The organism is Arthrobacter sp. 10N43 (assembly GCF_056394525.1).
Map to the genome: position 1 here is coordinate 502,154 of NZ_JBFTIA010000004.1, position 18,346 is coordinate 520,499.

The window sequence follows — 18,346 nt, forward strand, 5'->3', positions numbered from 1 at the left end:
GAGTTTGTGACCGCTGACCTCGTCATCGTAGGGTCGGGCTTCTTTGGCCTGACAATCGCAGAACAGGCCGCCACTGAGCTGGGCTTGAAGGTAGTCGTCATCGACCGCCGCCACCACATCGGCGGCAATGCCTACAGCGAAAAGGAAGAGCAGACCGGCATCGAGGTGCACCGCTACGGTGCGCACCTTTTCCACACGTCCAACGACCGCGTGTGGGAGTACGTGAACCGCTTCACCACGTTTACGAACTACGTCCACAAGGTGTACGGCGTGCACAAGGGCGAGGTCTACTCCCTGCCCATCAACCTGGCCACGATCAACCAGTTCTTCCGCGCCAACCTCACTCCCGGCGAGGCACAGGACCTGATCAAGGAACAGGCCGGCGAACTGGCGGGCACCGATCCGCAGAACCTGAACGACAAGGGCATCCAGCTCATCGGACGGCCGCTCTACGAGGCGTTCATCAAGCACTACACCGGCAAGCAGTGGCAGACCGATCCCAAGGGCCTGCCCGCGGGCATCATTTCCCGCCTTCCCGTCCGGTACAACTATGACAACCGGTACTTCAACGACAAGTACGAGGGCCTGCCGACCAACGGCTACACGGCCTGGATCGAAAAGATGGCCGAGCACCCGAACATCGAGGTTCGGCTGAACACGGACTTTTTCGACGAGTCGCACGAGTACAGCAAGGACAAGGTGGTCGGCAACATCCCCGTGGTCTACACCGGGCCTGTTGACCGCTACTTCGACTACGCCGAGGGCGACCTTTCCTGGCGCACCATCGATTTCGAGGAAGAAGTCCTCGACGTCGGCGATTTCCAGGGCACCTCCGTGATCAACTACAACGACGACGACGTGCCGTTCACGCGCATCATCGAGCCGCGGCACTTCCATCCCGAACGCGAATACCAGACGGAAAAGACCGTCATCATGCGCGAGTTCTCCCGCGCGGCGGAGAAGGGCGACGAGCCCTACTACCCGATCAACACCGCCGCGGACCGGGAACGGTTGCTCAAATACCGTGACCTCGCGGCGGCCGAGAAGGACGTCCTTTTCGGCGGACGCCTCGGCACCTACAAGTACCTGGACATGCACATGGCCATCGGCTCTGCCCTGACCATGTTCGAGAACAAGATCCGGCCGCATTTCGAGGCCGGCGCCACGATTGAAAGCGGAGGAGTGGACGCATGAGCGCCGCTGAAGCGACACCCGGCTGGAACCCGATTCAGCGGGTCATCCTGCCATCGACGGACCAGACCGACACCGTACCCCTCTACGCCGATGCCGGGACCGCCAGCGGCATCCGGCTCCGGGAGAACGACGAGTTCGCCCGCAACCCGAAACTGCTCGAAGACAAGCTGCAGATGTTCAGCTCCGAGAGCCGGGTAGCGCACTTCGAGGACCTCCTGGGCCGTCACTCCATGCGGGTGCGCTCGGGCGAGCAGCTCTCCTTCGGTACCTATTTCAACGCCTTCCCGGCCAGCTACTGGCGCCGGTGGACCTCGGTGCGGGACATCCGACTGGTCGTTGAAACCAGCGGCCCGGGAACGGTCACGGTCTACAAGTCGAACGCCCGCGGGTCGGTCCAGCGCGTCGACGGCAAACACGTCGACGGCGAGGCCACCTCCACGTTCGAGCTCTCCCTCAAGCCCTTCGGCGACGGCGGCTGGTACTGGTTCGACCTGGCCGCCAGCACCGGGGACCTGGTCCTGAAAAATGGTGCGTGGGAGGCCACGGGCGGTCCCGCGACCAAGGGCCAGGTGACCCTCGAGATCACCACCATGAACAAGCCCGACTTCTGCCTGAACAACGCCCGGATCCTGGCGGAGAACCCGGACGTCCTGGCAAACGTCAAGGAAATCCTGATCGTTGACCAGGGCACGCAAAAGGTCGAGGACCAGGAAGGCTTCGCCGACGTCCGGGACGCCCTCGGCGGCAAACTCCGGGTCATCAACCAGGCAAACCTGGGCGGCTCCGGAGGCTTCGCACGCGGCATGTTCGAGGCGGTCGAAAACGGCAGTGACTACGCCCTGCTGCTCGACGACGACATCGTCGTCGAACCCGAAAGCATCGTGCGGCTCCTGGCCTTCGCCGACCACTGCCGCAAGCCGACGATCGTCGGCGGCCACATGTTCGACCTCTACAACCGCAGCGTCCTGCACACCTTCGGCGAGGTCGTGGACCCGTACCGGATCGTCCCGGCCCTGCCCCACGCCGACATGGAAACGCGGCACGATTTCTCCGTCGCGAACCTGCGCCAGACCCCGTGGCTGCACCGCCGCGTGGACGTGGACTACAACGGCTGGTGGATGTGCCTGATCCCCACCAAGGTGATCCAGGAAATCGGGCTGTCCCTGCCGCTGTTCATCAAATGGGACGACGCCGAATATGGCCTGCGCGCCCAGGAAGCCGGCTTTGCCACGGTCTCGATGCCCGGTGCCGCCGTCTGGCACGTGTCCTGGATCGACAAGGACGACCTCGTCGGCTGGCAGGCCTACTTCCACGCGCGCAACAGGCTGATCACCACGCTGATCCACAGCCCGTACCCCAAGGGCGGCCGCGTGCTGCGCGAGTCGTTCCAGTCCGACGTCAAGCACCTCGTCTCGATGCAGTACTTCACCGAGCACGGCCGGATCGACGCGCTGCGCGACCTCCTGAAGGGCCCCGACGACCTGCACAAGGTGCTCGGCACCAAGCTGCCGGAAATCAACGCCCTGAAGGCGCAGTACCCGGATGCCCAGCTGAAGGAAGACGTCGATGACTTCCCGGCGCCGAAGATCGGCCGCGGGCCGATGGGCGGGACCGTCGTGGGGCTGCCCAGCAAGAAGCAGCTGATCCCGTGGGGCATCAAGACCGTGGCGCGCCAGCTGATCAAGGCGCCGGGACCGGAAAGCGCCGAGCGGCCCCAGGGCTTCCTGGCCCACCGGGACAACCGGTGGTACCGGGTGGCGCACTATGACAGCGTGGTGGTCTCCAACGCGGAGGGCACCGGCGCCTCGTGGTACCAGCGCGACCCGAAGAAGCTCAAGGCGATGCTGACGGAGGCGACCATGCTGCACGCGAAGCTGTTCCGGGAATGGGACAGCCTTGCCGAGCAGTACCGCCGCGCGGTGGCCGAGATCAGCTCGATCGACGCGTGGAAGAAGACGTTCGAGGCGAATTCCGAGGACGGCAGGTAGATGGCTGGCCAAACCGACCAGCTGATCAAGCCCGGAACCGGGCACGGGCTGCTGGACGTCTACGGGGACCGCTTCCTCCTGAAGCTGCTGGTACGCAAGGAAATCAAGGTGCGCTACCGCGGCTCCGTGCTGGGCCTGCTGTGGTCCTACGTGAAGCCGCTCGTGCAGTTCCTGATCTACTTCGTGGCGCTGGGCATTTTCCTGAACCTCCAGCGGGGGACGCCGAACTACGCGATCTATCTGTTCTCCGGCATAGTCCTGGTGAACTTCTTCACGGAATCGCTGTCCAACGCCACCCGGTCGATCGTGGACAACCGCGACCTGATCCGGAAGATCTACCTGCCCCGGGAACTGTTCCCGGTGGCCACCGTGTGGGTGTCGGCTGCGCACTTCCTGCCCCAGCTGCTCGTGCTTGTCGGTGCATGCGTGATCGTGGGGTGGGCACCCTCGCTGCTGCAGCTGGCGGCGGTGGTCCTGATCTTCGTGATGGTGGCCGTCCTCGGCACAGGCCTCGGCCTGCTCTTCGGTGCCGTCAACGTCTATTTCCGCGACTCCGAAAACATCGTGGACATGATCGTCATGGTGGTCACGTGGGCCTCCCCGGTCCTCTACCTCTGGTCGATGGTGCAAAAGGTGATGGGCGACTGGTTCTGGATCTACCAGCTGAACCCGATGACAGTCGCCGTCGAGGTCTTCCACTGGGCCTTCTGGGAACCGACGCTCAAGCCGGACCAGATGGTCAACGACGCCTCGCCTCCGGGCATGCTGACCCTCTGGCTGCCCGTGGCACTGCTGATCACAATGGCGGTGCTGTTCCTCGGCCAGCTGGCCTTCCGCCGGCTGTCCGTCCACTTCGCACAGGAGCTCTGACATGACCGCGCACGGCCACGTGGCCATCATCTGCACCGACATCCGGAAGCAGTTCGTGCTCCGCCACACCCGTTCCCTGAAGGAAGCCCTCGTCTGGCTCGTGAAGGGCCGCAAGGGTGACCTCTCCAAGAAGTTCCTGGCCCTCAAGGATGTCTCGCTTGAGGTCAAGCAGGGCGAGACCGTCGCGCTCATGGGGCTCAACGGTTCCGGAAAATCGACGCTCCTGAAGCTCATCTCCGGCGTCCTGCAGCCCGACGGCGGAATCGTGCGCACGCGCGGCCGTGTCGCCGGGCTGATCGAAGTCGGCGCAGGCTTCCACCATGACCTCAGCGGCCGGGACAACGTCTACCTCAACGGCGCCATCCTGGGAATGACCGAGAAGCAGATCGATGAGAAGTTCGATTCGATCGTCGAATTCTCCGAAATCGGCGAGTTCATCGACACCGAGGTGAAGTTCTATTCCTCCGGGATGTACCTGCGTCTGGCGTTTTCGATCGCCGTGCACACGGACCCGGAGGTCTTCCTGATTGACGAGATTCTCGCCGTGGGCGACGAACCTTTCCAGCGCAAGTGCATCGCGAAGATCAAGGAGCTCTCGGAGATGGGGAAGACCCTGTTTGTCGTGAGCCATGACCTGGATCTGGTGGCCACCGTGTGTGAGCGCGGCGTGCTCCTGGAACACGGCGAAATTGTCATGGACGGCGAAGTGCACGACGTCGTCGGCGAGCTCCGGCGCAGGTCCCTCGCCCTGTAGAGGCACCGTGGCGCCCTGTGGCGCCCCGTGGCTGCCGGGTGTAACTGCTAGGTGTAACTGCACAGTGCAGCGTCACTGCGCAGCCGCACCGCGTGGCGGCGAGCCCGCCCCGCTCCCGGACCGGGCGTCCGCTAGGATGAGCCCGGAACGGGGGCTCAGCCCCGTACTGGGGGACGCGGGGGAGCAAAAAATGACAGCTGTGGGGTCCAGCGAGCGGCGAGACAGGCGGCGGGGGCCCTCATGGGCCGGCCCGCTGCGGACAATGACCAGGGCAGTGGCTATCGCGGCCGCAACCGGAATCGTGGCGGCAAGCCTCGCTCAGGGAGCCTCCGCGGACAGCTCCCCGTCCCCGCAGGCAACAGGGCAGCCGGGAGCATCGCCCGCGGCCGGCACCTCCGAGCCGGCCGCACGGTTCACCACCTCGCCGTCGGCGGCGGCCACCGGGGCCCCGACCCGCCCGGCAGCATCGAAGCCGACGCCAGGGCCCTCACCCCAGCCGACAGGTAAGGCGACGACGCCGGCCGCGACGACGCCGGCCGCCGGACCAACAGCAAAGACCCCTGATGTGGCACAGGCGCCGACCACTTCCGCCGCCAGGGCAGCTGCGGAGGCCGCCATCCGCGTCCCCGGCGCCATCGGCGTCGAATACGAGCGCCTCGGCGGCTCGGCGGGACCCGTCGGCCCGGCCACGGCCGGGCAGAAGTGCGGGCTGGCCGGCGGCGGCTGCCAGCAGGGCTTCGCCCACGGAACCATTGCCTGGAGCCAAGCCAGCGGCGCCCACCTCTTGACCGGGGGCATCGAAAATGCGTGGCTCAACGCCGGCGGCGTCACCGGCCATTTGGCCTACCCGCTTGGAGCAGCGGCCTGCGGGGGAACACCCAAGGTCTGCCAGCAGGCGTTCCAAAGCGGCAGCCTGTACAGCGTCGCGGGGAAGGGAACCTATCCCGTCTGGGGCGCCATCAGGGCCACCTACGACTCCCTCGGCGGCCTCAAGGGATACCTCGGCTACCCGGTAGGGGTCGAGACGTGCGGCCTGGCCGGCGGGGCCTGCTCGCAGCGCTTCCAGCGGGGCACCGTGTACTCTGCCCCCGGCGCCGGCACTTTCCCGGTGTGGGGCGCCATCAATGCACGGTATCTTGCCCTGGACGGCAGCCGCGGCTACCTGGGTTACCCGACGGGAATGGAAAAATGCGGCCTGCGCGGCGGGGGCTGCTCCCAGGCCTTCCAGCGCGGACGCATCTACTATGCGGCAGGCGCCGGAACCCAGGCGGTGTGGGGCGGACTCGGACAGTTCTATACCGGCCGCAAGGCCCAGGACGGCGCCCTCGGGTATCCCGTGACGGCCGAAGCCTGCGACCGGAGCGGGTACTGCAGTCAGTCCTTCCAGTACGGCCGCCTCCAATGGATCCCGGGAGCCGGAGTCCGCTACCGGCTGACCTCGGCCGCCTACTGCCCGGCCATCAATTCCGGGGCCGTGAAGTACCGCACCGCCGGCGCCTCACGCGTGTCCTTCGCGATCGCCGACGACTACAGGTCCACCCGGATCACCTTCGTCACCTGCGTCCGCCAGCCGGACGGAAGCTACGCCAAGGAGTGGGGCGCGCTGGGCCACGCCGGCGAGTCCGGCTTCGCCGCGCCCGGCGTCGCCACCGGACCCACCTGGCAGATGTTCTCCCCGACCGGATCCTTCACCGTCACCCAAGCCTTCGGCCTGGGCAACCCCGGGACGGCCCTGCCGTACCGGACCCTCAACCCCTATTCGCGCTGGGGCGGCCGACTCAACGCCAACTACAATAAATACTTCGAGTCGAGCTCGGACGTCTTCCCGGACGAGAACATGTGGTACTTCGCAACACGGCCATCCCATGACTATCGGCAGGGCGTCGTCATCAACTACAACCGGCCACCAGATGCGCCCATCACCATGAATGCGGGATTCGCGATTTTCCTCCACGGCAACAACCTCCCCACCTGGGGATGCATTTCGCTCAACGATGGCGACCTCCTGCAGTACCTTCGGACGGCCCATTCCGGGGACCGGTTTGTTATGGGGGTGGCGAATGACATCTTCAACTAGTCCAGCCACCATGAGTCCAGCCAGCCCGGCTGCATCAGGGCCCACCACCCCGGGCCGCCGGCGCCCGGCGCGGAACACCTGCCTGCTCGCCCTCGCGGCAACCCTGGCCCTGGGCGCCTGCACAGCGGCTCCGGCTCCCGCGCCTTCAGCTGCGGTCACGACGCCGGAACCGTCGGCCCCCGCCGCGGCCCCCACCCCGACGGGGACCGCCGGCGTCGCCCCCGGCAACGAACCATTGACACACGACGGCCGGACCGTGGTGCCGGCGCCGGGCTCCGACTGCGCGCAGCCGGCACTGGCGGAGATCCGCCGGGTACTGGGCACGGTGGCTGGCAGCGTTCAACCGGCCGACGTTCAGGCCTCCACCAAGGACGGCGTTGACGAACTCGTGTGCACCTTCGCTTTGGCCCCGGTCGGTGCCGGGCAGGCCGCCGACGTGGGCAACGCACTGATCGTCTCGAGGACCACGGTCCCGGACCAGGCGGGGCTGGACAGCCTCAAGCTGCCGCGGCTGATGATGACGCCGGAGCCGGTCCCGGAGGCCGGCGCCAAGGCGTGGTATTCGGTCAACCGCCTGACCGGGACCACGGAATACGTCCTGGAGATGGTGGATGGTTTGTCCGTGGTCAGGGCCACGCTTGCCCTCCCGGCGGACGCGGCCGAACCCGAGGCAATGAAAGGCAAACTGGCCGAAGTGGCAAGGCTCAGCTAGCGGCAGGCCGTGACTTCGTACAGCCGGGCGGCGCCCTCCGCCAGCACCAGCCGGACGGCCAGCGAGTTGTTCAGGTTCTCCAGCCCCGGGAAGGGGTGGTCGCCGAAGTGGACTTCGTTGGATCCAAAGTCCAGGACGTAGCGGACGCCGGTCGCCTTCAAAGCGGCGCAGACGGCCGGATCGGTGTCGGCGTTCCGGAGGTCCCGGTTGAGGGTCTCGACGTCGGCCGTGTTGGCCGTCAGGATGTGCTTTGCCGTGGTCTCTCGATGGGCGATGGCATACGCCAGCGCCCCGCCCGTCCACGGGTTCACGGCGATGGCCGCGTCCGCGGGAACAATCTGGTCCAGCTTGTCGATGATCTTCTGTTCGTCCGTTGAGATAAGCAGCGAATGCTCGGTCTCGAGGTAGCTTTTGCGGGCCGAGCCGATTGCGAACCTCATCGAGGGAATCTGGGAAGCAGCGACCGCCAGGGCGAGCGCGCTGCAGATGACCGCGTAGGCAACCGTGCTGCCGTGGCCGGGGCTTGCATGATCCTTGACGGGCCGCGCCGACCCGGCCGATCGTGACTGTGCCAGCCGGTCCAGCCGGCGGCGGAGCCAGCAGGCGACGGAATCGACGCCGACGGCGGCAAACGGCAACGCGGTCAGCGGCAGGAGCGCAGCGAGCCTGTTGCTGTCGTTGTACCAGATTCCCGTCAGGGCGCTGCGCAGATCGCTTTTCATGGTGCCGGAGACGACGACGTACAGCACGGCGATGATCACAAAGCCGGCAATCATCCATGTCCTGCCGCCGCGCCGCCAGCACAGGAACAGGCCGATCAGCATGAGGACGCTGACGCCGATCGCGGCGGGGCGGTCAATGGCGCCGTTCACCAGGACATCCCAGACCGCACCGCGGGGTGTCTGCAGCGGCTCCCAGAACGCGGCGTCCTCCGGCGGCCGGATCGTGGTCCACAGCGCGTAGAGGGCCACTGCGCCGAGGCCGAGGCCGACAGTGGCAAGGATCCAGGGAGTCCGGTGCCGGGACCGGTATTCCCGGTTGCCGGCGAGGCGTGCGTACGCCTGCAGGATGATCGGAACCGAGAGGGCCACCAGCGACATGAAACCGTTCGGGTGGGCCAGGGCCAGTCCCGGAAGGACCAGCAGCGGAAGCGTGAACCTGGGCGCCGGTGGCCATTCCAGCTGCCGCGCCACCCGGAACAGGAGGGCAATGCTGGCAAGGACGGCCGGCAGCATGCTGATGGCCAGGAAATTCGGATACAGCACGCCGAAGTCCAGCAGCAGGATGGGGAAGGGAGCGAACAGGGCAGCCAGGACCGCTGCGGCCCCCACTGCCACGGGCCGGTTGCCCGCCACAGTCCGTGTCAGCATCATGCAGCCCAGCGGCCAAACGAGGGCCGCGATAGCCATGTTCAGGACGTTTACGGCCACCGTAAGGGGCAACCCCGTCAGCTGGATAAAGGCCGCAGCCAGTCCGTGCCACGCCGCCGGATAGAAGTAGGGGGCCGCGTCGCCGCTGGTCATCTTGGACATCGTCAGAGAGGAGGCGCTGCCCGTATCCAGGACGTACCGCACGCCGTTCAGGTGGAACACGTTGTCAAAGGTCTGGGAGAAGTTCTCCGGGGAACCAAAGGCCAGCGCGAGTTCCACCAGGATCATCGCCGCCCCCACGGCGAACGCCGCGGCGACCCACGCCCCGCTCCGTGGACGGCTCGCCGGCGACTGGGTGGCCGGAGACTCGGACGCCGGAGACTGGGAGGCCTCGGTGCGCCAGGGGAGGAAGGCCTGCCGCAGACTGCAGCCCGCGCGCCGGATTCCGCGGAGCCGGATCCCGGCGATCACGGCGGAGAGCAGGAGTCCGCCGGCGAGGACGGCAGCAGGGGTCCACGGGATGGACGCGAACGGGAGGAGCACTGCCAGCACCGCCGCGATGGAAATCGTGACCGGTCCGGCCAGGGCCGCCGCGGAGAGCCCCCTCAGGCCGAGGCTGGCAGTCACGAGGGCTCCGGGCAGCAGGAGGAACAGCATCGCCTCAAGCACATACGGCAGCGTCTGGAGCCAGTTCAACGTTTCAGTCCGGGACAGATGCGGGCACCGGTAAGTAGCGGCCCGCCGCAGGCGGGCGCGTCAGGAGAGCCGGGCACGTCAGATGGTCTGGTCCAGCAGTCCCAGCAGATAGGCTCCATAGCCGCTCTTGACCAGGGGTTCCGCGCGCTGGCGAAGTTCGTCGTCGGTCAGGAAGCCCAGCCGCCAGGAAATCTCTTCCGGAGCGCCGATTTTGAGGCCCTGGCGGTTTTCCACCGTGCGGATGAAGTTTGAGGCGTCGCTGAGATCATCGAAGGTTCCGGTGTCCAGCCAGGCAGTTCCGCGGGGGAGGATCTCCACCTGCAGCTTGCCGCGTTCCAGGTAGGTCCGGTTGACGTCGGTAATTTCCAGCTCGCCGCGGGCCGAGGGCTTTAGGTTCTTGGCGATGTCAATGACGTCATTGTCGTAGAAGTACAGGCCCGGCACGGCGTAGTGGCTGCGCGGCTTTGCGGGCTTTTCCTCCAGCGAGAGGGCCTTGCCGTCGTCGTCGAATTCCACAACGCCGTAGGCCTTGGGATCCCGGACCCAATAGCCGAACACGGCACCGCCGTCGATGTCGGCGTGCCGGCGCAGCTGCGTGCCCATGCCCTGGCCGTAGAAGATGTTGTCACCGAGGACCAGTGCCACGGTCTCGTTCCCGATGTGCTCGGCACCGAGCACGAACGCCTGCGCCAGACCGTCAGGCGAGGGCTGCTGGACGTAGGTCAGGTTGACGCCGAACTTGGACCCGTCGCCCAGCAGCCGCTGGAACTGTTCCGCGTCGTGCGGCGTGGTGATGATGAGGATGTCCCGGATGCCCGCGAGGATCAGCGTGGACAAGGGGTAGTAGATCATCGGCTTGTCATAGACCGGGACCAGCTGCTTGCTGATGCCAAGGGTTATCGGGTGAAGCCGGGAGCCGGTACCGCCGGCCAGGATTATTCCACGCATGGGCCCAATCCTCCCGTACCTTAGCCGGTCACAGCAAACCCGGCACCGCTTTCAGTGGGCCCGGGGGAGGCGCTCGGCGGCCGGGGCCGGGGGCACGCGGGAGGCCGCGCAAGGTAGAATTACGGGTCTGGACTACGTAACGGGTCTGGACTACGCAACGAAGGATACCGGGATTTGAGCTCAGCTGTACTGACACCCAACGCAAAGCCGGCTCCGGCAGTGGGGAGCCGGCTGGACCCGAGGAAGAACAGCTTGAACCTCATCAGGCTGATTCTGGCGTTTTCGGTCCTGCTGGCGCACAGCTGGCATGTCGTCGGCGCCGGCAACGGCTGGGGGTTCCGCGGTGAAAACCTCGGTGGCTGGGCTGTGGCCGGATTCTTTGGCATCAGCGGTTATCTCATCACCGCCAGCCGGTTTGGCAGCGGGATCGGCCGGTACCTGGTCCACCGCGTCGCGCGCATCTTCCCGGCCTTCATCGTCTGCCTGGTCTTCATGGCGTTCGTCTTCGCCCCGATCGCCTACGTGATCCAGCACGGTTCGCTGCACGGCTTCCTGCAGACGGCCACCACACCTTTGAATTCCATCTTCGCGAACCTGTCCCTCCGGATTGTCAGCTATGACATTGCCGGCACCCCGGCCGGGGTGCCCTATCCGGGCGCGTGGAACGGCTCACTGTGGACCCTCTATTTTGAGTTCATGTGCTACCTGCTGGTCGCGATGATGGGGTTCATCCCGTTGGTCCGCAAGACCCCGTGGCCCATCATCGCCGCATTCATCGCCAGCGTGGTCCTCTGGGCCAACATCGGTGTCCTGAAGCCCTACTTCCAGTCGAACCTGGATTTTGAACTCGCTGCACGCCTGGTCCCGTACTTCCTCGGCGGCGCGGTGGTGCAGGTGCTCAGCAGCAAGATCGGCATCCACAAGGTCGCGGGGCCGGTCGCGATCGTGCTGGCTGGCCTGTCGATCTTCTTGGTGGACGGATTCGGCGGCCAGCTCGCCGCCCCCTTCATCGCCTACGGCCTGCTGTGGATCTCCACCTGGCTTCCCCAACCGGCCATTGTGGCCCGTCACGACATTTCCTACGGCGCCTACATCTACGCGTTCCCCGTCCAGCAGATGCTGGCCGTGTTCGGGGCGTACCACTGGGGCGTGCTGTGGTTCACCGTGGCGGCCACGCTGTGTACGATCCCGCTGGCAGCGGCCAGCTGGTTCTTGATTGAGCGCCCGGTCATGAGGCGGGCCAAGAAAGCCGGCTGACCGGCACGCAGCCCCTGCCGAAACGCCAGGCGCTAGCGGCGCGCGCGGGGGCCCGAGACGCCGCGCACGCCGTCGGCCACCCCGCGGAGAGCATTTGCCAGCCGGATGCCGCGGCCGGGGGCCAGCAGCGTGACGATCGCCAGGTGACGATAGTCGGCCAGCAGGCCCTTGAGCGTCCACAGCGGAAAGCGCCGGCCGTACTGGCGGGCGAGCAGGATCCGGTTCCGGAAGAGGTAGTAGTAGCGCCAGTCCGCGGCCGTCCTGACCTTCAGCGGACGGCCCGCGACGGACACGTCACGGCCAAAGACGTTGGCCGCTGCCGGGCTGCCCAGGGCGTGGTTGAGCGAAGCGTCCGGCGCCAGTACGGTGCGCAGCCCTTCGGCCTCGCAGCGGAGGAAGAACTCGCTGTCCACGCCGTCGATGAACAGCGTGCCCTGGAAGAGGCCGAGCCGTTCCAGCACCGGTACGGGCACCAGGAGTCCTGACTGGATGGGCTCGCCGCCGAGCTGGATGCCGTTGAGGACCGGGCCGCGGCGCACCGGCAGGCCTCGGACCGACGCCGGTGCGACCATGCCGACCTCGACGCCGGCGTGCCGGGCGGCCGCCGCGGCGGCGAGGAGCGCACCCACATACCCGGCACCCAGGAGCGAATCCTGGTCCATGGTCAGGATGTAGTCCGGCTTCGGCTCAGCCGCCAGGGCGGCGGAGATTCCGGCGTTGAGCGCCGCGGCGATGCCGGAATTCTCCTTGAGCCGCACCGGTATGCAGCCCATGGACTCCAGCTCGGCCAGGATCCGCGCGGGGTCCTCGGGGCTGCCGTCGTCGACCACCACCACGGCATCCACCTGGGCGAGCAGCGCGGCGGCGTTGGCCAGCACGCCCTCGTCGGGGTTGAACAGCGAGACGACGGCGGCAGTCTGGGGCACTGGGGTGTCCGTCCGGGTCAGGCGGGCTGGACGTCGGGCTGGGCGTCGATCCAGTTGGCGAGCCGGTCGATGCCCTGGGCCAGGTTGTACTGCGGGGTCCAGCCGAGCACGGCCTTCGCCGCGGTGATGTCTGCCCAGGCGTGCCGGACATCGCCCTGCCGGTACTGGCCGGTGACGTGCGGTTCGGGGGCGTTGTAGTGCTTTGCGATGAGCTGCGCCGCGGTGCCGATGGTCTGGAACTCGCCGGATCCGATGTCCATGGGCGCGCCCTGGACCGTGGCCGAGAGCGCGCCGGCGACAATCGCGGAGGCGACGTCGTCAATCAGGATGAAGTCGCGGCGCACTTCGCCGTCCTCATACAGCGGAATGGACTTGCCGCCCATCGCCATGCGGCAGAACAGGCTCATGATGCCCGTGTACGGGTTGATCAGCGACTGGCCGGGACCGTAGACGTTCTGCAGCCGCAGGATGACCGTCTCAACACCGTAGGACTTTGCCCAGGCCTGCAGGACGTGCTCCTGGGCCAGCTTGGTGGCGCCGTAGACGCTAACGGGGGCCGGGAACGTCTCGGAGGCCTTCATGGGCAGCGGGGTGGCGCCGGGGAAGTCCCACTGGGACTGGTCCAGGGTGGCGCTGGTGCGCTGACCCGGGTAGAAGGCCTTGCCATCGGCTTCGCTCCAGGCGCCCTCGCCGTACACGGCGCGGCTGGAGGACAGGACGATCCTGCGCGGAAGCTTGCCGTGGCGGTTGAGGCCGTCCAGGAGCTGGGAGGTGCCCACGACGTTGACGTGCGTGTGCCGGGTCGACTCTTCCAGCGACTGGCCCGTGCCGGTCTCGGCGGCCAGGTGGATGACGACGTCGGGGGTGTGCGCGGCCAGGACCTTGTCCCAGGTCCCGGCTTCGGCGACGTCGGCCACGATCAGTTCGGCCCGCGCGTCGAGCTCCGCGGGACGTTCGCCCGTGGCATGGATCTGCGGGTGGAGGCTGTCCACCACAATCAGCGAATCGAAGGCGTCTGCGAGGGAGGCGGAGATGGCGCAGCCGATGAAACCGGCGCCGCCGGTGACAAGGACGGTTCCGCCGGGGCGTGCGGAGGTTTCGGAAGAAGTCACAGCGGACCTTTCGTTGCGGGGCGTTTACTTGCCGAAGGAGTGGCGCACGAGGGCGCTGACGGCTGTGGAGTTGCGGTCCAGGACGGCCTGCGGAAGCAGGGAGAGCGCGTGGGCGCGGGACGTGAGCCTGAGCTGGGCGGCGCGCTTGGCCCGGTTCCAGCCCAGCGCGTCGGCCTGTTCCGCGGAGAGGGCGAAGTACTCGCGTTCGCCGGCGAATCGTGAGCCGTCCACCAGCTTGGTTGAGGAGGCGCTGTTGGAGTGCCGGCGGTACTGGAAGCACACCGTGGGCTCGATCAGCAGCTGGTCGCCCTTGTAGATCATGTCCATGATGAGGGCGAGGTCCTGGATGATCGGGAACCCGTCGCGGAAGTCCACTTCGCGGATCTTGTCGGTCCGGAACGCCAGCGAGGGCCAGTAGAGCCAGTCGCCGTGCATGAGGTTGCTGGCGATGGCCTCGCCGGCGATCAGCTGCTTGCCGCGGCCCCGGGGGCGGACGAGCTTCTGCTTGACGGAGTCCGCGAGCGTGGCCACCACCTGGCTTTGTTCGTCGATGACCTGCACGCCGGGCTGGATGATTGCCGCGTCGGGAAACCGCTGGTGGGCGGCCAGGATGACGTCTACGTAGTTCGGCAGCAGGACGTCGTCGCAGCCGAGGATGACCATGATTTCCTGGCTGGCCATCCCCACGCAGGTGCGGTAGTTCTCCGTGATGCCGGCGTTGACGTCCTTGCGGATGTAGCGGACCCGCTCGTCCTGGATTCCGGTCATGTACTCGGCGATTTCCGTGCCGGGGTAGGCGTCGTCAACCACGGTCAGGAGCCAGTCGCCGTTGTCCTGGGCCAGGACACTGCGGACGGTTTCCTTCATGAAATCGGGGTCGCCCCAGTAGGGAATGAAAATATCGAGGGGCATCTTAGGCTTCCGAGCTTTCGGCGGGACGGTCGGTGGTGTGCGTGCCGGCCGGGGCGGCCGGGGCGGGCGCGCCCGCATGGGGAGCCGGGAGGGGATCAGGCCGCGGCGCCGCATGGGGCGCCGGGCGGACCGTGTCCAGGGTTGCCAGGTGGCGGTGCTGCTCGAGCGACTCGAGCTGGGTGCGCAGGATGGCGACTTCCTCGGCCAGGGTCCTGGTTTCGTCCTCCACGACGGAGATTTCCCATGACAGGTGCAGGCAGACGCCCAGCAGCATGAGGATGCTCATGGCGAAGAGCAGGTTGGAGGGGATCTGGACGCCGACGTATTCGGCGACGATGTTCAGGAGCCGAGGGAAGGCGGCGAGGACCAGCGTGGCGACACCGACGATCAGCCAGAGGACAGCGTACTTTTCCCGCAGCTTCTTGCGCCGGAGCATTTCGATGACCAGGGCAACGATGGCAAGCGCCAGCAAAAAGGCGGCGATATTTCCCATTCCTAGGCTCCTGCGGGTTCAGCGGCCCGGGCGGCCAGTCGTGTGGGCTTCCGGGTGAGGGCGAAGAGCAGGGCGAACACGGACCTTCCGAGATAGATGGCGGCCTTGACCGGGTTGTGGCTGGGTTTGCCGCCCTGGCGTGCCCGCATCTCCACGGGCACCTGCGTGACCGTGCAGCCCGAGCGGATGGCCACGACGAGGGAGTCGATGGTGTCGCCCAGGTATTCGGCGGGGTAATGGTCGAGGTACTGGGCGACTGCGCGCTCGTTGGCGGCCCGGAAGCCGCTGGTGACGTCCGTCAGGCGCGTCTTGGCGAGGCCGGAAATGACCTTCGCCAGCAGCTGCATGGCCCACTTCCGGGGACCGGTGACCTTGTATTCGCCGCGGTCGGCGAAGCGGGCGCCGATCGAGATGTCCGCATGCTCGAGGCCCGCGAGGACCTCGTCGATGTTCCGGGGATCATGCTGGCCGTCCGAGTCCACCTGGATGACCTGGGCGTAGCCGAGGCGCTGGGCGTACTTGAAGCCGGCCCGCATGGCGCCGCCGACGCCGAGGTTGAAGGGCAGGTTCAGGACAGTTGCGCCGGCAGCTGCTGCCGAGTCCGCCGTCGAGTCCGTTGAGCCGTCATTGACGACCAGTACGTCGTAGCGGGCATTCGTGTGGAGGACTTCCCGCACGGTGCTGCCGACTACGTCGCCTTCATTCCAGGCAGGCATGATCACCAAGACGCGCGGGGAGGGTAGGGCTTCCATATCGTCCAAACTATATCAATTGCGTTCAGGTTCCTTGCTGGCGGGGGCCGCCCAGGCGGGGCAGGGCGGCCAGCCCGTCAGAGCAGGCGCCGTTCCAGCTCGGCCGGAATGCGCCCGGTCGAGCCCCGGAACGCGTCCGCGAATCCGGCGGCGGCAGCCCGCAGGAGCTTGCCGCGGCCGGGGCTGAAGGCAAAGCGCAGGACGTGCGCCTTCAGCTCCTCCACCAGGCGCCGTAGCACCCAGCCCGGATATCTGCGCAGGTAGCGCAGGGTCAGCAGGGTGCCGTTCCGGCTGATGTAGTAGACCCGGCTCGGGGAGTGGTAATTGTACGAAATTTCCCGGCCCAGGACCCGCAGCGGGCGGCCGAAAAGCCGGCCGGGTTCGCGCTGTCCGAGGTCGTGGGCGATGTCGCAGCCCTCGCCCACGAGTACGGCGAGCCCGGCGGCGCGTGTGCGCATGGTGAATTCGGAGTCCACGCCGTCGATAAACAGGGCCTCCTCAAAGGGGCCGAGCCGGTCCACGGTGGCGGCCGGGATGAGGAATCCGGACTGCATCGGATCGAAGGCGTGAACGAACCGGCCATCGGCGTGCAACACGGGGATGGGGTGTCCGCTGTACGAGGCGGCCGTCACGAACCCGACGCCGACGCCGGCCGCGGTGGCCTGCGCGTAGGTGGCCAGGCCCCGCCGGACGTACTCGCCGGTGGGACGGGAGTCCTGATCCAGGGTGAGATAAAAGTCCGGGTTCCAGCGGGTCCGGGCATCCGCCACTCCGGCGTTCAGCGCGGCAGCGATTCCGGAATTCTTCGGCTGCCGGACCACCAGGGCGCCGGCGTCCGCGAGACCGGCCAGCACGGATTCGGAGCCGGCGGGAGATCCGTCGTCAACCACGACGACGTACTGCACCTGCTGCTGGAGGGCACGCACCGTGTCGGTCAGCGATGGATCGGGCCGATAGGCGGCGACGACGGCGACAACGGTCTGCGACGGATCATTTGGCGACGGATTATTTGGCGGCAACTGCGTCCATACTTTCTTTGGCAAGCACTTTCGACCCCGGGATCAGTAGAGTCACGAACAAAATGGCTTCGCTGAGGGCCATGCCCAGCGCGATGCCCGGGGCGTTTCCCCTAGACCCGGCAAAGATCATGGCCGCGACCCCGAACACGGCCGAAATCAGCGTCCAGCGCAGCACCAGGCCCTGCTGGCCGGCCGGGATGAGCAGGTTGCGGATGAACGGCGTGCTGGCGCTCAGGAAGAGGAACGCGAGCCCATAGTAGAGGCACAACTCGGTAGTTGCCTGGGCCTGCCCGGCAAAGAGGAGGCTGCTGACAAACGGTCCGGCGGCCGTCAGGACCGCCGCGCCGATCACGCCGAGGCCGATGTGGGACCAGATGGCTGCCAGGTGGCGCCGCTTGCGCCCGGACGCATCGCGCTCCAGGGTCCAGCCCTGGAAGGCATTGCCGAGGGCCACCACCGTGAACAAGCCGAACCGGTAGAGGGTGTCGGCCGTCGCCAGGGCAGCCGATGCCGCCGGGGCTGTGGTGGCGGTCGCAATCGGGGTGGGCGTGGAGGCGTAGGCATTGCCCGCGAGGCTGATCCCCGCAGTCCGGCCCTGCCCTCCCAGTTCGCGGACGGCGCCGCGGAGATCGCGCGGCCACCAGTTGCCCCCGGGGGAGTAGGTCCGGTGAAAGAAGATCAGCGAGACCAGGGCCGTGGCCGCGATCAGTGCCGTGTAGTACCACAGCTGATGGGTGATCAGCAGGACGGGAACCGCCAGGGCAGTGGCGATGAAGCGCGGGACGGTGTCGTAGACGGCCAGCAGCCGTGGCTGGCCCAGGCCGATGCAGAACCACGCCGGCGACATCCCCGCGATGGCGACCGCCCAGGCCATGGCCACGGCGTCCCACCGGAATGCGGGTACGGCCACGAATGCGGCGACGACGGCGGCGGCGGGCAGGGTCAGGACGAGCAGCAGCAGCCGGGTCCGGATGCTGCGCAGGTAGACACTGGCCCGCTCGGTGCTGGTGGCTGCCCGGGCGACGGCGACGGGCCCGTCCACGTTCCAGCCCCACATCAGCACCGTGGCGGCGAAAGTGCCGATCGCCTGTCCGGAGATGACGCTGGAGATTCCTTCGCCGCCGACGAATCCGGAGATGACCGGGATCAGCAGCAGCGGGGTTATCAAGGACAGCAGGGGCAGAACGGTGAACCCTGAAAGTCTTAACAGTATGGTTCTCATTCGAGCCGGAATCCTTGTTTCTGAGACATCGTCCTTCGATCCTA

At 67.0% G+C, this 18,346-nt stretch carries 16 protein-coding genes; 7 read left to right on the forward strand and 9 right to left on the reverse strand.

Annotated elements, in window-relative coordinates; all coding sequences use genetic code 11:
- Nucleotides 1–6 precede the first annotated feature (6 nt).
- The 6 genes from glf (at nt 7) to AC1DDO_RS10530 (ending at nt 7,595) form a co-directional block, all read left to right on the forward strand.
- Nucleotides 7–1,194, forward strand: coding sequence for a UDP-galactopyranose mutase (gene glf / locus AC1DDO_RS10505; protein ID WP_476971808.1), 1,188 nt, complete (start codon nt 7–9; stop codon nt 1,192–1,194).
- Nucleotides 1,191–3,182 (forward strand): glycosyltransferase, encoded by a 1,992-nt coding sequence (locus tag AC1DDO_RS10510; RefSeq protein WP_476868152.1) that lies wholly within the window; start codon nt 1,191–1,193, stop codon nt 3,180–3,182. Before glf ends, AC1DDO_RS10510 begins: the two co-directional genes overlap by 4 nt.
- A complete protein-coding gene (locus tag AC1DDO_RS10515; protein ID WP_476868153.1) occupies nt 3,183–4,052 on the forward strand; it encodes an ABC transporter permease in 870 nt (289 codons plus the stop codon).
- A gap of 1 nt (nt 4,053) precedes the next feature.
- Nucleotides 4,054–4,806 (forward strand): ABC transporter ATP-binding protein, encoded by a 753-nt coding sequence (locus AC1DDO_RS10520; protein ID WP_476868154.1) that lies wholly within the window; start codon nt 4,054–4,056, stop codon nt 4,804–4,806.
- 274 nt (nt 4,807–5,080) lie between these two features.
- A complete protein-coding gene (locus AC1DDO_RS10525; protein WP_476868155.1) occupies nt 5,081–6,883 on the forward strand; it encodes a hypothetical protein in 1,803 nt (600 codons plus the stop codon).
- 10 nt (nt 6,884–6,893) lie between these two features.
- Nucleotides 6,894–7,595 carry a hypothetical protein gene (locus AC1DDO_RS10530; protein WP_476971809.1) on the forward strand — a complete coding sequence of 234 codons (702 nt, stop codon included), beginning with the start codon at nt 6,894–6,896 and terminating at the stop codon, nt 7,593–7,595.
- Here AC1DDO_RS10530 and AC1DDO_RS10535 read toward each other — a convergent pair.
- Nucleotides 7,592–9,661 (reverse strand): DUF6541 family protein, encoded by a 2,070-nt coding sequence (locus AC1DDO_RS10535; RefSeq protein ID WP_476868157.1) that lies wholly within the window; start codon nt 9,659–9,661, stop codon nt 7,592–7,594. The genes AC1DDO_RS10530 and AC1DDO_RS10535 overlap by 4 nt on opposite strands.
- 78 nt (nt 9,662–9,739) lie before the next feature.
- Complete coding sequence (gene rfbA / locus AC1DDO_RS10540) at nt 9,740–10,609, reverse strand: glucose-1-phosphate thymidylyltransferase RfbA (protein ID WP_390203977.1); 870 nt, start codon at nt 10,607–10,609, stop codon at nt 9,740–9,742.
- A gap of 252 nt (nt 10,610–10,861) precedes the next feature.
- Between rfbA and AC1DDO_RS10545 the strand changes: the two genes are divergently transcribed.
- Nucleotides 10,862–11,866 (forward strand): acyltransferase family protein, encoded by a 1,005-nt coding sequence (locus tag AC1DDO_RS10545; RefSeq protein WP_476868158.1) that lies wholly within the window; start codon nt 10,862–10,864, stop codon nt 11,864–11,866.
- A 32-nt stretch (nt 11,867–11,898) separates the two neighbouring features.
- Here AC1DDO_RS10545 and AC1DDO_RS10550 read toward each other — a convergent pair whose 3' ends face one another.
- From AC1DDO_RS10550 to AC1DDO_RS10580, 7 genes are all read right to left on the reverse strand, one after another.
- Nucleotides 11,899–12,792: a glycosyltransferase gene (locus AC1DDO_RS10550; RefSeq protein ID WP_476868159.1), complete on the reverse strand. Its 894-nt coding sequence runs from the start codon at nt 12,790–12,792 to the stop codon at nt 11,899–11,901.
- 17 nt (nt 12,793–12,809) lie between these two features.
- A complete protein-coding gene (locus tag AC1DDO_RS10555; protein ID WP_476868160.1) occupies nt 12,810–13,904 on the reverse strand; it encodes an NAD-dependent epimerase/dehydratase family protein in 1,095 nt (364 codons plus the stop codon).
- Nucleotides 13,905–13,928: 24 nt separating this feature from the next.
- The gene (locus AC1DDO_RS10560) at nt 13,929–14,816 is read right to left on the reverse strand and encodes a glycosyltransferase family 2 protein (protein ID WP_476868161.1); all 888 of its coding nucleotides are present in this window, start codon (nt 14,814–14,816) and stop codon (nt 13,929–13,931) included.
- Between the two features lies 1 nt (nt 14,817).
- The gene (locus tag AC1DDO_RS10565; RefSeq protein WP_476868162.1) at nt 14,818–15,309 is read right to left on the reverse strand and encodes a DUF2304 family protein; all 492 of its coding nucleotides are present in this window, start codon (nt 15,307–15,309) and stop codon (nt 14,818–14,820) included.
- Nucleotides 15,310–15,311: 2 nt separating this feature from the next.
- On the reverse strand, nt 15,312–16,061 hold the full coding sequence (locus AC1DDO_RS10570; RefSeq protein ID WP_476868163.1) for a glycosyltransferase family 2 protein: 750 nt from the start codon (nt 16,059–16,061) through the stop codon (nt 15,312–15,314).
- Between the two features lie 77 nt (nt 16,062–16,138).
- Complete coding sequence (locus tag AC1DDO_RS10575) at nt 16,139–17,080, reverse strand: glycosyltransferase (protein ID WP_476868164.1); 942 nt, start codon at nt 17,078–17,080, stop codon at nt 16,139–16,141.
- A complete protein-coding gene (locus tag AC1DDO_RS10580; RefSeq protein ID WP_476971810.1) occupies nt 17,067–18,302 on the reverse strand; it encodes a polysaccharide biosynthesis protein in 1,236 nt (411 codons plus the stop codon). The genes AC1DDO_RS10575 and AC1DDO_RS10580 overlap by 14 nt, the downstream gene beginning before the upstream one ends.
- Between the last annotated feature and the right edge of the window lie 44 nt (nt 18,303–18,346).

Coding starts and splice junctions, on each gene's coding strand:
- AC1DDO_RS10565 (WP_476868162.1), bottom strand. CDS start 15,309: ATGGGAAATATCGCCGCCTTTTTGCTGGCGCTTGCCATCGTTGCCCTG.
- AC1DDO_RS10510 (WP_476868152.1), top strand. CDS start 1,191: ATGAGCGCCGCTGAAGCGACACCCGGCTGGAACCCGATTCAGCGGGTC.
- AC1DDO_RS10580 (WP_476971810.1), bottom strand. CDS start 18,302: ATGAGAACCATACTGTTAAGACTTTCAGGGTTCACCGTTCTGCCCCTG.
- AC1DDO_RS10530 (WP_476971809.1), top strand. CDS start 6,894: ATGAGTCCAGCCAGCCCGGCTGCATCAGGGCCCACCACCCCGGGCCGC.
- AC1DDO_RS10570 (WP_476868163.1), bottom strand. CDS start 16,061: ATGGAAGCCCTACCCTCCCCGCGCGTCTTGGTGATCATGCCTGCCTGG.
- AC1DDO_RS10560 (WP_476868161.1), bottom strand. CDS start 14,816: ATGCCCCTCGATATTTTCATTCCCTACTGGGGCGACCCCGATTTCATG.
- AC1DDO_RS10520 (WP_476868154.1), top strand. CDS start 4,054: ATGACCGCGCACGGCCACGTGGCCATCATCTGCACCGACATCCGGAAG.
- AC1DDO_RS10515 (WP_476868153.1), top strand. CDS start 3,183: ATGGCTGGCCAAACCGACCAGCTGATCAAGCCCGGAACCGGGCACGGG.
- rfbA (WP_390203977.1), bottom strand. CDS start 10,609: ATGCGTGGAATAATCCTGGCCGGCGGTACCGGCTCCCGGCTTCACCCG.